At 68.1% G+C, this 14,510-nt stretch carries 14 protein-coding genes, 1 pseudogene and 1 riboswitch; of the genes and pseudogenes, 7 read left to right on the forward strand and 8 right to left on the reverse strand.

The annotated features are described in order from the left end of the window. Positions 1-4: 4 nt before the first annotated feature. Together fabB and fabA are read right to left on the reverse strand one after the other, a co-directional pair. Entirely contained in the window at positions 5-1,213 is a 1,209-nt protein-coding gene (fabB, locus tag ACZK5G_RS02425) for a beta-ketoacyl-ACP synthase I (protein WP_014645811.1), read from the reverse strand. Then, on the reverse strand, positions 1,213-1,728 hold the full coding sequence (gene fabA, locus ACZK5G_RS02430; protein WP_049480813.1) for a 3-hydroxyacyl-[acyl-carrier-protein] dehydratase FabA: 516 nt from the start codon (positions 1,726-1,728) through the stop codon (positions 1,213-1,215). The genes fabB and fabA overlap by 1 nt, the downstream gene beginning before the upstream one ends. A gap of 190 nt (positions 1,729-1,918) precedes the next feature. On the opposite strand from fabA, the gene dinB reads away from it, so the two are divergent. Continuing rightward, positions 1,919-3,013, forward strand: a complete 1,095-nt coding sequence (gene dinB, locus ACZK5G_RS02435; protein WP_154351974.1) for a DNA polymerase IV — start codon at positions 1,919-1,921, stop codon at positions 3,011-3,013. A 291-nt stretch (positions 3,014-3,304) separates the two neighbouring features. On the opposite strand, the gene ACZK5G_RS02440 is transcribed toward dinB, so the two are convergent. Together ACZK5G_RS02440 and ACZK5G_RS02445 are read right to left on the reverse strand one after the other, a co-directional pair. Continuing rightward, positions 3,305-4,216, reverse strand: a complete 912-nt coding sequence (locus ACZK5G_RS02440) for an MBL fold metallo-hydrolase (protein WP_478465212.1) — start codon at positions 4,214-4,216, stop codon at positions 3,305-3,307. Positions 4,217-4,301: 85 nt separating this feature from the next. Continuing rightward, on the reverse strand, positions 4,302-4,940 hold the full coding sequence (locus tag ACZK5G_RS02445) for an NAD(P)-dependent oxidoreductase (protein ID WP_478465214.1): 639 nt from the start codon (positions 4,938-4,940) through the stop codon (positions 4,302-4,304). 108 nt (positions 4,941-5,048) lie between these two features. Here ACZK5G_RS02445 and ACZK5G_RS02450 point away from each other — a divergent pair, with 108 nt between their 5' ends. From ACZK5G_RS02450 to gph, 3 genes are all read left to right on the forward strand, one after another. Continuing rightward, positions 5,049-5,978 carry a LysR family transcriptional regulator gene (locus ACZK5G_RS02450; protein ID WP_197616132.1) on the forward strand — a complete coding sequence of 310 codons (930 nt, stop codon included), beginning with the start codon at positions 5,049-5,051 and terminating at the stop codon, positions 5,976-5,978. Beyond that, entirely contained in the window at positions 5,975-6,766 is a 792-nt protein-coding gene (locus tag ACZK5G_RS02455) for a class I SAM-dependent methyltransferase (RefSeq protein ID WP_478465216.1), read from the forward strand. Before ACZK5G_RS02450 ends, ACZK5G_RS02455 begins: the two co-directional genes overlap by 4 nt. A gap of 63 nt (positions 6,767-6,829) precedes the next feature. After that, positions 6,830-7,486 carry a phosphoglycolate phosphatase gene (gene gph, locus ACZK5G_RS02460; RefSeq protein ID WP_478465218.1) on the forward strand — a complete coding sequence of 219 codons (657 nt, stop codon included), beginning with the start codon at positions 6,830-6,832 and terminating at the stop codon, positions 7,484-7,486. A gap of 227 nt (positions 7,487-7,713) precedes the next feature. Here the strand turns inward: gph and btuB are convergent, their stop codons facing one another. Beyond that, on the reverse strand, positions 7,714-9,558 hold the full coding sequence (gene btuB, locus ACZK5G_RS02465; RefSeq protein WP_478465219.1) for a TonB-dependent vitamin B12 receptor: 1,845 nt from the start codon (positions 9,556-9,558) through the stop codon (positions 7,714-7,716). Between the two features lie 115 nt (positions 9,559-9,673). Further along, positions 9,674-9,896: riboswitch (cobalamin riboswitch) on the reverse strand. Between the two features lie 142 nt (positions 9,897-10,038). Between btuB and ACZK5G_RS02470 the strand changes: the two genes are divergently transcribed. Beyond that, positions 10,039-10,617, forward strand: a complete 579-nt coding sequence (locus ACZK5G_RS02470) for a histidine phosphatase family protein (protein WP_032128728.1) — start codon at positions 10,039-10,041, stop codon at positions 10,615-10,617. Positions 10,618-10,708: 91 nt separating this feature from the next. Here the strand turns inward: ACZK5G_RS02470 and ACZK5G_RS02475 are convergent, their stop codons facing one another. Then, complete coding sequence (locus ACZK5G_RS02475; RefSeq protein WP_478465221.1) at positions 10,709-11,071, reverse strand: TfoX/Sxy family protein; 363 nt, start codon at positions 11,069-11,071, stop codon at positions 10,709-10,711. Continuing rightward, a complete protein-coding gene (locus tag ACZK5G_RS02480; protein WP_005407940.1) occupies positions 11,068-11,550 on the reverse strand; it encodes a GAF domain-containing protein in 483 nt (160 codons plus the stop codon). Before ACZK5G_RS02480 ends, ACZK5G_RS02475 begins: the two co-directional genes overlap by 4 nt. Before the next feature lie 68 nt (positions 11,551-11,618). Between ACZK5G_RS02480 and bioD the strand changes: the two genes are divergently transcribed. Together bioD and ACZK5G_RS02490 are read left to right on the forward strand one after the other, a co-directional pair. Continuing rightward, on the forward strand, positions 11,619-12,302 hold the full coding sequence (bioD, locus tag ACZK5G_RS02485; RefSeq protein WP_478465223.1) for a dethiobiotin synthase: 684 nt from the start codon (positions 11,619-11,621) through the stop codon (positions 12,300-12,302). Positions 12,303-12,875: 573 nt separating this feature from the next. After that, positions 12,876-12,980, forward strand: a pseudogene (locus ACZK5G_RS02490) (dethiobiotin synthase); the annotation flags it as partial. 75 nt (positions 12,981-13,055) lie between these two features. On the opposite strand, the gene ACZK5G_RS02495 reads toward ACZK5G_RS02490, so the two are convergent. Next, complete coding sequence (locus tag ACZK5G_RS02495; protein ID WP_478465225.1) at positions 13,056-14,504, reverse strand: aminotransferase-like domain-containing protein; 1,449 nt, start codon at positions 14,502-14,504, stop codon at positions 13,056-13,058. Positions 14,505-14,510: the final 6 nt, after the last annotated feature.

Here is a 14,510-nt window from a genome sequence, read left to right on the forward strand (position 1 = left end):
CCCATCACACCCGGCCGAACACCAGCGCAGCGTTGGTGCCACCGAAGCCAAAGCTGTTGGACATCACCGTATCCAGCTTCTGCTCGCGGCTCTCGCGCAGGATCGGGAAGCTTTCCACCTTCGGGTCCAGTTCGCCGATGTTGGCCGAACCGGCAACGAAGCCATCGCGCATCATCAGCAGGCAGTAGATCGCCTCGTGCACGCTGGCCGCACCCAGCGAATGGCCGGACAGCGCCTTGGTCGAGGACAGCGGCGGCACCGCATCGCCGAACACTTCGCGGATCGCGTTGAGCTCGGTGACGTCGCCCAGCGGCGTGGAGGTGCCGTGGGTGTTGAGGTAGTCCAGCGGACGATCGACGCCCTGCAGCGCCATCTTCATGCAGCGCACCGCGCCTTCACCGGACGGCGCGACCATGTCGGCGCCGTCGGAGGTCACGCCATAGCCGATCAGCTCGGCATGGATGTGCGCACCGCGCGCAACCGCGTGGTCGTAGTCCTCCAGCACCAGCATGCCGCCGCCACCGGCGATGACGAAGCCATCGCGGTCCTTGTCGTACGGACGCGAGGCGCTGGCCGGGGTTTCGTTGAAGCTGGTCGACAGTGCACCCATCGCATCGAACATCACGCTCATCGACCAGTGCAGGTCTTCGCCACCACCGGCGAACATGATGTCCTGCGCGCCATGGCGGATCATGTCCGCGGCGGCGCCGATGCAGTGCGCCGAGGTCGCGCAGGCGGCCGACAGCGAATAGCTGACGCCCTTGATCTGGTAGGCGGTGGCCAGGCAGGCCGAGACCGTCGAGCACATCGTGCGCGGCACCATGTACGGGCCGACCTTGCGCACACCACGTTCGCGCAGCAGGTCGACCGCGCCGATCTGCCATTCGCTGGAGCCGCCGCCGGAACCGGCGATCAGGCCGGTGCGCAGGTTGCTGACCTGCTCGGGGCTGAGCCCGGCATCGGCGATCGCATCGCGCATGGACAGGTAGGCGAAGGCCGCCGCATCGCTCATGAAGCGCTTCTGCTTGCGGTCGATCAGCGCCTCCAGGTCGAGGTCGACGCGACCGCCGACCTGGCTGCGCAGGCCCGCTTCGGCGTGGTCGGCCAGGGCGGTGATGCCCGAGCGCCCTTCGCGCAGCGCAGCCGAAACGGTATCCAGATCATTGCCGAGGCAGGACGTGATGCCCATGCCGGTGATGACGACGCGACGCATCAGAAGCTCCCGGTTTCAGTGAACAGGCCGACGCGCAGGTCGCGCGCGCTGTAGATTTCGCGGTCATCCACGTACATGCGGGCGTCCGACTGGGCCATCACCAGCTTGCGGTTGATGACACGGCTGATGTCGATCTCGTAGCGCACCAGCTTGGCCTCCGGAAGTACCTGGCCGGTGAACTTCACCTCGCCGCAGCCCAGTGCGCGGCCCTTGCCGGGGGCGCCCAGCCAGGTCAGGAAGAAGCCGGTCAGCTGCCACATGGCGTCCAGGCCGAGGCAGCCGGGCATCACCGGGTCGCCGATGAAGTGGCAGCCGAAGAACCACAGGTCCGGGCGGATATCCAGTTCGGCGCGTACCATGCCCTTTCCATGCGGTCCGCCGTCCTCGCGGATGTCGGTGATGCGGTCGAACATCAGCATCGGATCGTTGGGCAAACGGCCGGCAGCGGCGCCGAACAGTTCACCGCGTGCGCTGGCCAGCAGCTGTTCGCGGTTGAACGCGTGGAGACGGGTCATGAAGCACAATCCTGGAAGCGAAGAACAGGGAAACAAGCGCCCGAGAATGCCCGTGGAAACTGCGCCGATCAAACATTTCAACCGTACGCAACCGTAGTGTTTTCAATGGAATACGCGCATCCTGTTGATGTGCAACGACCATACTTCGGCGTGTGGCCCGTTCGGCACGCCCCCGCCCTTTCCGCCTGACATGACCCGACTGCGCAAGATCATCCACGTCGACATGGACGCGTTCTACGCGTCGGTGGAGCAGCGCGACGATCCGTCACTGCGCGGCAAGCCGGTGGTTGTGGCATGGCGCGGCGCGCGCTCGGTGGTGTGCGCGGCCTCGTACGAGGCACGCGTGTTCGGCGTGCGTTCGGCAATGCCGGCGCTGCGTGCCGAACGCCTGTGTCCGGATGCGATCTTCGTGCCGCCGGACTTTGCACGTTACAAGGCGGTGTCACGTCACGTGCGCGAGATCTTCCTGCGCCACACCGACCTGGTCGAGCCGCTGTCGCTGGACGAGGCCTACCTGGACGTGACCGAGCCGAAGAGTGGCATCGAACTGGCCACCGACATCGCCCGCACCATCCGTGCGCAGATCCGCGAGGAGACGAACCTGACCGCTTCAGCCGGGATCGCGCCGAACAAGTTCCTGGCCAAGATCGCTTCGGACTGGCGCAAGCCCGACGGCCAGTTCGTGATTCCGCCGCAGCGGGTGGACGCGTTCCTGCTGCCATTGCCGGTGAACCGCGTGCCCGGCGTCGGCAAGGTGATGGAAGGCAAGCTGGCCGCGCGCGGCATCGTCACCTGCGGCGACCTGCGGCAGTGGGCTCTGATCGACCTGGAAGAGGCGTTTGGCAGCTTCGGCCGCAGCCTGTACAACCGCGCACGCGGCATCGACGAGCGCCCGGTGGAGCCGGACCAGCAGGTGCAGTCGATCTCCTCCGAGGACACCTTCGCCGAGGATCTGCCGCTGGAAGACCTGGGCGAGGCGATCGTGCAGCTGGCGGAGAAAACCTGGAATGCCACGCGCAAGACCGAGCGCGTCGGCCACACCGTGGTGCTGAAGCTGAAGACCGCGCAGTTCCGCATCCTCACCCGCAGCTTCACCCCGGAGCGCCCGCCGGAATCGATGGAAGAACTGCGCGACATCGCCCTGGCCCTGCGCGCCCGCGTCGACCTGCCGGCGGAGACGCGCTACCGGCTGGTGGGTGTCGGACTCGGTGGCTTCCGCGAAAAGGAGCCGGTGGTGCAGGGGGAACTGTTCGAGCACGGGCCGAACGAGTCCCCACGTAGCTGATCTTCGTGTCGACCAAGGTCGACACCTACCAAGAGCAGGTCATGCCATCCAGACAGGTTGCGGAGACATGCCATCCAGGCAGATCGCAGAGAACTGTCGAAGGCGGGGTGGGTCCGGTTGCGGGGGCGTGAGCGCCATGGATGGCGCGACCGAGCCTCCATGGACGGATTCACGGCGTCCCCCGCAACCGGACCCACCTCGCCATCCCACGGATAGCCAGCTGTTGCTTCGGCTGTTGCCGTTGCATTGAGCAGGTGCAGGGCGCAGCCCTGCAAAAGAAAACTCCCTACCTCATGGCCACTGCATCTCGCCCTTGGCCACCTTCGCACTCAGCTCCAGCGACTCCACGCCAGCCAGCTTCGGGTAGCGCGCCTGCATTGCTTTCACCAGCGCCGCACTGTCCTTCGCCTTTGCCGCCTCAACATCGAACGCGCGGATGTAGTCCGAGGTGAAGCGCAGCGCACTGGCATCCAACGCCGCACCCGGCGCGTAATGCCCCGGCACCACCACCTTCGGCTTCAGTGCCTGCAGCCGCTGCAGGGTCTGCAGCCAGTCGGTGTGCGATTTCGGCGTCTGCGTATCGGCCATCCACACGTGCTCACCGGCTACCACCGGAATACCACCGACGATCGCGCGCAGCGACGGCACCCATAGCACCGTGCGGTCCGGGGTCGGGCCATCGAGGCCGATCAGCGGCAGGCGCTGGCCTTCCAGTTGCAGGGCATCGCCGTCCAGCACCTGCGGCACCACGATGCGCGCCGGCACGTCGGCACCCATCTTCGGCCCCCAGTAGGCCAGCTTGCCGGCCTGGGTCTGCTGGATGTGGGCGACGGTCTGCGCGGTGGCGACGATGCGCGCCTGCGGGAACGCGTCCTGCAGCGTGGCCAGGCCGAAGTAGTAGTCCGGATCACCGTGGCTGATGTAGATCGTGGTCAGCTGCTTGCCGCTGGCGCGGATCAGCTCGACCAGCTTGCGCGCGTCGCTGGCAGCAAACTGCGCATTGACCAGGATCGCGTCGTGGCGGCCTTCGATCAGCACCGAGGACACCGAGAACATCGCCTGCGGGCCGGGATGGAAGGTCTGCAGGTGCAGCTGGGATTTCGTGGCCGTGGCCGGCGCTGCGGCGGCCGGCGCGGCGAGCAGTGGCGCACTGGTGAAGCTGGCGGCCAGGGCGAGGGGAAGCAGCAGGGCAGCGGTACGCATGGGGCATTCCTTGTGGCGGACGGCGAGCCGGGCGTGGGCCTGGCTCACAGGTGGGTAGCGCCGGGCCATGCCCGGCGGCCTGGCATCAGTACGCCGCAGTGATGATCTGCTTCGGGTACTGGTGCGCTTCCAGCTCGGCGACGAACGCCGCGCCGTAGTCGGCGTAGCTGATGCGGCTGTGCCCGCTGGCGTCGGCCAGGAACGCCTTGGGCTGTACGCGGTACTGGCCGCGCTCTTCACCCGGGCCGATTTCGGCGGCCGGCGAGAAGAAGGTCCAGTCCAGGTCATCCACTGCCTGCAGGCGGTTGAACGCCTCACGGTGGGCCAGTGCGTACGGCTTGTAGGCCTCCGGGAAGGTGGGGGTATCGACCAGCTGCACGCCGGGTGCGACTTCGAGGCTGCCGGCGCCACCGACCACCACCAGGCGGGGCACGCCGGCCTTGCGTGCGGCGGCGGCCAGCTGCGCGGCGATCTCGCCGACGCGGCCGATGTCATCGCCCGGGCGCGGGCCGTAGGCACTGGCCAGCACGTCGTGGCCGGTGATGGCGGCAACCAGCGCATCCTGGTCATCCAGCGAGGCGATCACCGGATGGGCACCGGCCAGCTCGGCCGGGAGGTCCTGCGCGCTGCGCACGATGACAGTGAGTTGGTGGCCGCGGGCCAGCGCGTGGCGGGCGATCTGGCGGCCGATGTTGCCGGTGGAACCAACGAGGGCGATTTTCATGGCAGGACTCCGTGGGGCGGTGTGGGGTGGGAATGGGGCCACTCTAGGCTGCTGCAGTTGCTCGAAAAACAGCGTATAACGCGCTTGTTTGTTGCATGAATCGAGCATATGGACCGATTGACCGCCATGACCGTGTTCGTCGAGGTGGCCGAGCGCGGCAGCCTCACCGCCGCCGCCGAGGTGCTGGACATGTCGCGGGCGATGGTCAGCCGCTACCTGGCCGAGGTCGAGAGCTGGCTGGGCGCACGCCTGCTGCACCGGACCACGCGCCGGGTCAGCCTGACAGGCCCCGGTGAGGCGGCGCTGGCGCGCTTCCGGCAGATGCTGGCGATCGGCGAAGAACTGCAGGGCGAGCTGGCCAGCGATGACCCCGAGCCGCATGGCACGCTGCGGGTGACCGCCAGCGTCTCGTTCGGGCAGAGCCACCTGGCGCGGGCGGTGGCCGGCTTCGTGGCGCGCCACCCAGCGGCACGCATCGAGCTGCTGCTGGTCGACCGCACCGTGAACCTGGTGGAGGAGCGGGTGGACCTGGCCGTGCGCATTGCGCGCCAGATCGATCCCAGCCTGATCGCACGGCGGCTGGCCACCTGCCGTTCGGTGTTGTGCGCGACGCCGTCCTACCTGCAGGCACGCGGTACGCCTACCGCACCCGAGCACCTGGCTGCGCACAACTGCCTGACCCATCATTACGTCGGCAAGAGCCTGTGGCAGCTGCACCGCGATGGGCGTTCGCTGTCGGTGGCGGTGGGTGGCAACATCAGTGCCAACGAGGCCTCGCTGCTGCTGGAGGCGGTGCGCGCCGGTGCCGGCATCGCCATGCTGCCGACCTACCAGGTGGCGCCGCTGCTGCGCAGCGGTGAGCTGATCGAACTGCTGCCCGAATTCAGCCTGGACGAACTGGGCATTCATGCGGTGTACGCGTCACGGCGCCAGCAGCCCGCTATCATGCGGCGATTCCTGGATTTCCTGGGCGAGTGTTTCGCCAGCCCGGCCTTCCAGGATCTGGATTGGCGCCCACCGGGCAAGGAGAACTCATGAACCATGGACAGGCCTTGATCGACCACAACCGTGCTGCCTGGGACCGCCAGGCCAGCGAAGTGCGCGAATGGTCGCGCCCGGTGGAAAGTTCAACGATTGCCGCCGCGCGCGAAGGCCGCTGGCAGGTGCACCTGACGCCCCGCGCGTTGCCACTGGACTGGATGGGTGATGTGCGCGGCCGTCGCATCCTGTGCCTGGCCTCGGGCGGTGGCCAGCAGGCACCGGTGCTGGCCGCTGCGGGCGCTGACGTCACCGTGTTCGATCTCTCCGACGGGCAGCTGGAACAGGACCGCAGTGTCGCCGCGCGCGATGGCTTGCAGCTGCGCACCGTGCAGGGCGACATGCGCGATCTGCACGTGTTTGCCAACGACAGTTTCGATGTGGTGTTCCACCCGATCTCGAACCTGTACGTGCCTGATGTGCGCCCGGTGTGGACCGAATGCCGCCGCGTGCTGGCACGCGATGGCATGCTGATGGCCAGCTTCTACAACCCGGTGCTGTTCGTCGGCGCGCGTGACCCGCAACTGGATGCGCAGGGCCTGATCCGGCCGCAGTACGCCATTCCCTATTCGGATCTGGAAGACCTGCCACCGGCCGAACGCGAGGCGAAACTGGCCCGTGGTGACGCGCTGACCTTCGGCCACAGCCTGACCGAACTGATCGGCGGGCAGCTGGATGCCGGCTTCGTCATCGATCGCTTCATGGAAGACTGGCAGCCGCAGCCGCGCTTCCTGATCGACCGCTACCTGCCCACGTTCCTGGCCACCCGCGCACGCAGGATCGGCTGAGGCGGAGCTGCAGAAAAAGCGCGGCGTACAATGGACGGCCCCATGTCCTGCAGGTGCCGTCCCTTGTCGTATCCGTATCCGCTGGTTGTATTCGACCTCGATGGCACGCTGGTCGACAGCGCGGCTGACATCGCCGAAGCACTGAACCGCACGCTGGAGGACATCGGCGTGGCACGCGTACCGGAAGCCACGGTGCTGGGCTGGATCGGCGACGGCGTGCGCCGCCTGGTCGAACAGGCCGTGCATGCCGCGGGTTGTGAGGTCGACCTGGCCGAGGTCATGCCGGTATTCATGGTGCACTACCGTGAATGCCTGCTGCGCAGCCCGCGCCTGTTCGATGGCGTGGACGAGGCACTGGCGCAGCTGCGTGCACGTGCTGTTCCGCTGGCCATCTGCACCAACAAGCCCGAAGCGCTGGTGGCGCCGCTGTTGCAGCACCTGGGCATCGGTGATGCGTTCGCGCTGATACTGGGCGGCGATTCGCTGCCGCAGCGCAAGCCCAGCGGCGAACCGTTGCGGCACGTCGCCGCGCACTTTGGGCTGCCGGTGGACGCATGCCTGATGGTGGGTGATTCGTTGACCGACTACCGCGCTGCCGAAGATGCGGGCATGCCGATCGCACTGGTGCGTTACGGCTATCCGCGTGGCCTGGACCTGGCCACCGCGCATGCGGTGGCGGTGATCGACGACCTGCGTGAGTTGCCGGGGTTGCAGGGCTGATGCAACGGACATCCCTGGTCGCCGGCCGGTAACCCGGGCTGGCGCAATGGGTAGTGCCGGCCGCTGGCCGGCAATCCCGGATCGGCGCATTGGGTAGTGCCGGCCGTTGGCCGGCAATCCCGGATCGGCGCATTGGGTAGTGCCGGCCGCTGGCCGGCAACCCGGGATGCGTTGCCGAAGGTCATGATGTTGCCGGCCAGCGGCCGGCACTGCCACGACCGTCGCGGTCACTTCGGCTGGTAACGCACGCTGAGCTGGTACTCGCGACCAGGCTGGTTGAACCACGCCACCGTCTCGTAGCGGCGGTCGAACACGTTGGCGGCACGCGCCAGCAGCGACCACGACGGCGTCAGCGCGTACTCGGCGCGCAGGTCCAGCGTGCCGTAGCCGCCAACCTTCACCGAGTTGCTGGCGTTGTCATAGCGCTTGCCCGCACCCTGCACGGTCAGGCCGGCGCGGAAGTCACCGAAGCGGCGGTCGACGTCCAGGCGCGCGGTCTGCTGCGCACGGCGCGGCAGCCAGTTGTCGAACTGGCTGCTGCCATGGGTGCGGTTGCGCGGGTCGGTGTAGCTCAGCTGCGCGTTGATGTCGAAACCGGCCAACAGCACGCCACCGGTCAGCTCGGCACCGCGGATGCGCGCCTTCTCCACCTGCTGCATTTTCATCGTGGACGCATCGTAGGTGATCAGGTCATCGATGCGGGTCTCATAGACGTCCAGGCCCCAGTGCCAGCCCTGGCCCTGCTGCGAAACACCGAGATTGGCGCTCTTGGACTTCTCCGGGTTCAACGTCGGCACGCCGCTCCACGGGTCGTACAGGTCGCTGAAGGTCGGCGCCTTGAACGCCGTGCCGTAGCTGGCATTGACGCGCAGGCCGTGCTCCAGTTCCATCGCCCAGCCCACGCTGCCGGTGGCATGGTTGCCGAACTGCTGGTTGTCGTCATTGCGCGCGCTGACCTGAAGCTGGTGGCGGCCGAAGCGGCCCTGGTACTGCACGAACACACCGGTGTTGCGGCGGCTGTCGACGAGATATCCGGCGCTGCTGCCGTCCAGGTTGTCTTCGCTCCAATCCACGCCTGCACTCAGCAGCTGGCCCTCGGCCACGCCGAAGTCGCCCTGCAGCGAGGCGCTGTCACGATGGGTCTGGGCGCTGCCGAACACCCCCGGTGCGCCGAAGTTGTCCGACTCGTTGTCACTGCGGCCGACGTTGGCTGTGAAAGCCAGGCGTTCAGACGGGGTGTAGCGCACTTTGCCAGCGAGCACCTGCTGGCGGGTTTCCGAATAGTTGTAGTAACCGTCGTAGTGGTTCTTGCCGTCGGCGCGCAGTGCGCTGCCTTCCACGGTCCACTGGTCGTTGAAGCTGTAGCCGCCGCGCAGGCTCTTGGACAGGTTGCGGTAGCCGTCGCGGTCGTGCTCGTCGGCAAAGCAGCCTGCGGTGAACACCGAGGCGGAGCCGCGGCAGGCATCGATGCCGTCGGAATGCTGGTAGGCGATGTCGGCGCCGAACCAGCCGCGTTCGGTGCCACCGCCGATGCCGCCGCTGGCTTCGCGCAGGCCGTTGCTGCCACCGCCGAGCTGGAAGTGCGGAGCGAAATCGCCCTGGTTGCGGCGGGTGAAGATCTGGATCACGCCACCAATGGCGTCGGCACCGTACAGGCTGGACTGCGGGCCGCGCACGATTTCCACGCGTTCGATCTGCGCCAGTGGCAGGTCCTGGTACATGGCCAGGCCGAGGTCGGCACTGTTGATGCGCACGCCATCCACCAGCACCACGGTGTGGCCCGAGTTGGTGCCGCGCAGGAACAGCGAGCTCTGCTTGCCGAGGCCGCCGGAGTTGGTCAGGTTGATGCCGGCGCGGCCGCGCAGCAGTTCCTGCAGCGACGTGGCCTGGCTGGATTCGATCTGCGCGCGGTCGATCACCTGGGCCGGCGCGATGCTGTCCTGCAGGGCGATCGGGGTGCGGGTGGCGGTGACCAGGATCTGGTCGAGCGCGGTGGTGTCATCGGCGGCCTGGGCCAGCGCGGGCAGGGCGGCCAGCACGGCCAGGGACAGCATTCGGGACTGCAGCTTCATGGGGGACTCCAGGTGCCACGCACGCCCGTGTGGCGAAGGGGAGGAGCCGCGAAGGCAGGCATGCGCCGACGCCGCAGCGCAGGCTGCGGTCATCCAGCGCCATGCCCACCGCATCGCGACCTGAGGCTTCCTGGCCGGTCTCCGGGCTTGCCGCCGGGTGGCGCGAGGCCACCGTCCAGGCGCCTTCCCATGCCCGTGGCACAGTGGCGTTGTTGCCTGGAACTGGCGTGCTTACCGTTGCGGGGGCAGCGCCGGCATGGCGTGGAATCACGCGTCACCGGCTTCCCGTTTCAACCTGCCGGCCGTGGCCGCAGGTCACCTGGAAGTGCGCGCAGTCTACGGCATCGCAGGCGGCCCGTAGCGTCGAGCCTGCTCGACTGCCTTTGCTGTGCCCTTAGAATGGTCCCTCGATCCCGTGGTGCCGTTGCCGATGTCCGCCCGTTTTCCGCTGTTCCCGCGTTGCCTGCACAGGACGCACGCATGATCCTCGACCTGGTCCGCCATGCCGGAAACGGTCGCGATGAGTTCCTCGATGGCCGCAGCGATCCACCGCAGCTGGCCCGCCTGCCGCAGGAACTGGTCGATGCCTACGCCGCGCAGCCGTGGGAGCGGGTGATCAGTTCGCCACGGCTCCGCTCGCTGCACACGGCGATGGCCCTGGCTACCCCGCGTGGGCTGGACGTGGAAGCGGACGAGGAATGGGAAGAGCTGGATTTCGGCGATTGGGACGGGCAGTCGCTGTTCGACCTGCCGGAGGACGCATTGGCGGCCTTCCATGCCGACCCGCATGCATTCCCGCCGCCGAACGGCGAAAGCTGGGGCCACTTCGAGCGGCGCATCGCGCGCGCGCTGGATCGCCTGCTGGATGATGACGATCCGGTGCCGACGCTGGTGGTCAGCCACGGCGGCCCGCTGCGCATGGTGCTGTCGCAGGTCTGCGGCCTGCCGATGTCGCTGTGCTGGGCCCTGCGTATTGACCACGGCACACGCCTGCGGGTGTGGCTGGAGCGCGGCGAGGTCGGGCTGGTGGGCGAACTGCTGGAGCTGCAGCAGCCCTGACCGCACTCGCCGGGCATGACCCGGCGCTACCGATCCCGCATCACAGTGGTAGTGCCGGCCGCTGGCCGGCATCCCCAGGAACGCGGAGGCCTCAATCCTCGTCCGCGCGCTCGGCCACGCTGTCCTCAGCGTCGTCGTCGGCATCGAAGCGCTGCTCATGCACCGGGCCCGAAGCGGGGCCGGCCGCCTTCAGCGGATGCGCAGCGATGCGCGCTTCGTAATCCTGCACCAGCGCCTCACGCTGCGGCTCGCTCAGTTCCTGCCAATGGCAGTCCAGCAACGCGCCTTCCAGTGAATAGAGCAGGTTCAGGCTGGGCTTGAAGCCGGCGCGCTTGACCTTGACGAAGGCACCGACCGCGCCGATCGCAACCAGATCCTGGCGGCTGCGCAGGCCGACCTGACGCAGCCACGCCGCACTCTTCGGGCCGATGTTGCGCAGCTTCGGTGCGCTCATCCCAGCGCCTCGACGAACACGCGGGCGATCGCCTCCAGACCAGCCTGGTCGTCGGCATCGAAGCGGCCCACCTTGGGGCTGTCGATGTCGAACACACCGATCAGTTCATCGCCGCGCAGCAGGGGCACCACCAGTTCCGAACGCGAGGCCGAATCGCAGGCGATGTGGCCGGGGAAGGCATCGACGTCCTCCACGCGCTGGGTCACGCGCTGGCTGGCGGCGGCACCGCACACGCCCTTGTCCAGCGGGATGCGCACGCAGGCCGGCAGGCCCTGGAACGGGCCGACCACCAGTTCCTTGCCGTCGTACAGGTAGAAGCCCACCCAGTTCAGGTCGGGCAGAGCGTGATAGACCAGTGCGGAGAGGTTGGCCGCGTTGGCGATGCGGTCGGACTCGGCGTAGACCAGGCCACGGGCCTGTTCCAGCAGCTGGGCGTATTGTTCCGGCTTGCTGCCGGTAAGCGAGGCATTGGCGAACATGCCCGCAGTCTAGCAAGCGCGCCGGGCCGGCGATAATGCAGGCTCTGTTGCCCCGCTGGAGCTTATCGATGCCGTTGCCCGCCACGCTGCCGCCTGCCCTGTTCGTCACCGGCACCGATACCGAGATCGGCAAGACCGCGGCCAGCACCGCGCTGCTGCATGCACTGCGCCGGCGCGGCCTGCGCGCGGTGGGCATGAAGCCGGTGGCCAGCGGCAGCGAGGATCTGGGGCAGGGCCTGCGCAACGAGGACGCACTGGCGCTGCAGGCGGCCAGCTGGCCGGTGCCGGACTATGCCGATCTGAATCCATACGCGTTGCGGCAGCCGCTGGCACCGGAGCTGGCCGCTGCCGAGGACGGCGTGCAGGTGGAGCTGGCACCGATCGTGGCCGCGTTCGCGCGGCTGCGCGCACAGGCCGACATCGTGGTGGTGGAGGGTGTCGGCGGCTGGTTGGCGCCGGTCTCGGCCACGCTGGACCAGCTGGACCTGGTGCGAGCACTGCAGTTGCCGGTGCTGCTGGTGGTGGGCATGCGGCTGGGCTGCGTCAACCATGCGCGGCTGACCGCGCAGTCGCTGCAGGCCAGCGGCGTGGAGTGCCTGGGCTGGATCGGCAACCACATCGACCCGGTGATGCAGCGCCAGGATGAGAACATCGCGACGTTGCAGCAGCGCCTGCCGATGCCGTGCTGGGGGCGGCTGCAGTATCTGCCGGGAGTGGATGGCGAAGCGCTGTCGGCGTACCTGCTCGAATGATCCTGGGTAGTGCCGGCCGCTGGCCGGCAACTGCATCCACCCGGCGATCCCGAGGTTGCCGGCCAGCGGCCGGCGTTACCGTGCCGCAGCCGCAAGCTCCCGCGCAATCGCACCCAGTCGTTCCATTGCGACATTGCAGCAGCGCCTGCCGATGCCGTGCTGGGGGCGGCTGCCGTATCTGCCGGGAGTGGATGGCGAAGCGCTGTCGGCGTACCTGCTCGAGTGACCCTGGGTAGTGCCGGCCGCTGGCCGGCAACTGCATCCACCCGGCGATCCCGAGGTTGCCGGCCAGCGGCCGGCACTACCGTGCTGCAGCTGTCAGCTCCCGCGCAATCGCACCCAGTCGTTCCATTGCGACGTTGCAGCAGCGCCCGCCGATGCCGTGCTGGGGGCGGCTGCCGTATCTGCCGGGAGTGGATGGCGAAGCACTGAGCGCGTACCTGCTCGAGTGATCCTGGGTAGTGCCGGCCGCTGGCCGGCAACTGCATCCACCCGGCGATCCCGAGGTTGCCGGCCAGCGGCCGGCACTACCGTGTTGCAGCTGTCAGCTCCCGCGCAATCGCACCCAGTCGTTCCATTGCGACGTTGCAGCAGCGCCCGCCGATGCCGTGCTGGGGACGGCTGCCGCATCTGCCGGGTGCGGATGGCGAAGCGCTGTCGGCGTACCTGCTCGAATGATCCTGGGTAGTGCCGGCCGCTGGCCGGCAACTGCATCCACCCGGCGATCCCGAGGTTGCCGGCCAGCGGCCGGCGTTACCGTGCCGCAGCCGCCAGCTCCTTCGCGATCGCACCGAGCCGCTCCACCGCGCCGATGAAGCGCGCATCCAGCGTCTGGCAGCACGACAGCCGCAGGCAGTGGCGATAGCGCGCACCACGTGAATACACCTGGCCGGGCATGAACACGATGTCCTCTGCCAGCGCACGCTCGAACAGCTCACGCGTATCCACGCCCGGCAGTTCCAGCCACAGCAGGAAGCCGCCCTGCGGCTCGGTGGCACGGGTGCCGGCCGGGAAGTGTTCGGCCACCAGCTGGCGCAGCCGTCCCACCTGTTCGCGGTACAGCCGGCGCATGCGATGCAGGTGGTGTTCGTAGCTGCCTGCTTCCAGATACGCCGCCACCGCATCGCCCAGCAGCTGCGGTTCGCCACCGGTGGACTGGAACTTGAGCAGTGCGATGCGCTCGGCGAAGCGCCCCCCGTCCAGCCAACCGATGCGGTAATCCGGCGCCAGTGTCTTGGAAAACCCACCGACCACCATCACCCAGCCATCGCGATCGAATGCCTTCAGCAAGGGCGCCGGCGGTTCGCAGAATTGCAGCTCGGCATACACCGCATCTTCGATCAGCGGCAGTTGCCGTGCGTTGACCAGTTCGGCCAAGCGCTGTTTGGCGGGTGTCGGCATGGTGCAGCCCAGCGGGTTGTGCACGGTCGGCATCACCACCAGTGCGGCCAGCGGCGTGTGCTCCAGCAGTGCGTCCAATGCGTCGACGTCCAGCCCATGCTGCGGGTGGGTGGGCAGCTCGATGGCCTGCAGGCCGAGGTTGGCCAGCAACGGGTACAGGTTGAAGTAGGACGGCGCCTCGATGCCGACCGCATCACCGGGCTGGGTGACCGCGCGCAGTGCCAGCTGCAGGGCCTCCATCGCGCCGTGGGTCAGCAGCAGCCGCTCGCTGTGGGTGTGCAGGCCCATGCGTGGACCACGGCGCACGATCTGCGCCAGCAGCCGGGGTGAACCGTTGGGGCGCGCGTAGGTCTCCACCGTCTGCTGGCCGTGACGCAGCACCTGCGCGGTGTGACGGGCCAGCTGTGCGCCCGGATAGAACTGGCGACCGCGCGGACCGGCGAACGCCAGGTCGATCACACCGGGGCGGCGCTGTGCCTCCAGCACGCGCGCCATCAGCACCTGCTGCAGTGGTGCGGTGGGTGCGGACGGGGTATCACGCAGCGAACGCTCTGGCACCGACAATCGCGGCGCCACCTCGAAGCCGGCCTTGGGCCGCGGAATGACCAGGCCGGCGTCCTCCAGCTGGCGATAGGCCGCGATCACCGTGTTCAGGCTGAGCCTTCGCTGCAGGGCCATCTGCCGCAGTGAAGGCAGGCGGCTGCCGACCGGGAGACGTCCGCCGTGGATGGCTTCGGCCAGTTCATCGGACAGCCGTTGGTAGCGGGGTGGGATCATCGCGCTCTGGTTATCTGTATCCATCGAACT

This window comes from Stenotrophomonas sp. 62841_Sma (genome assembly GCF_056482945.1).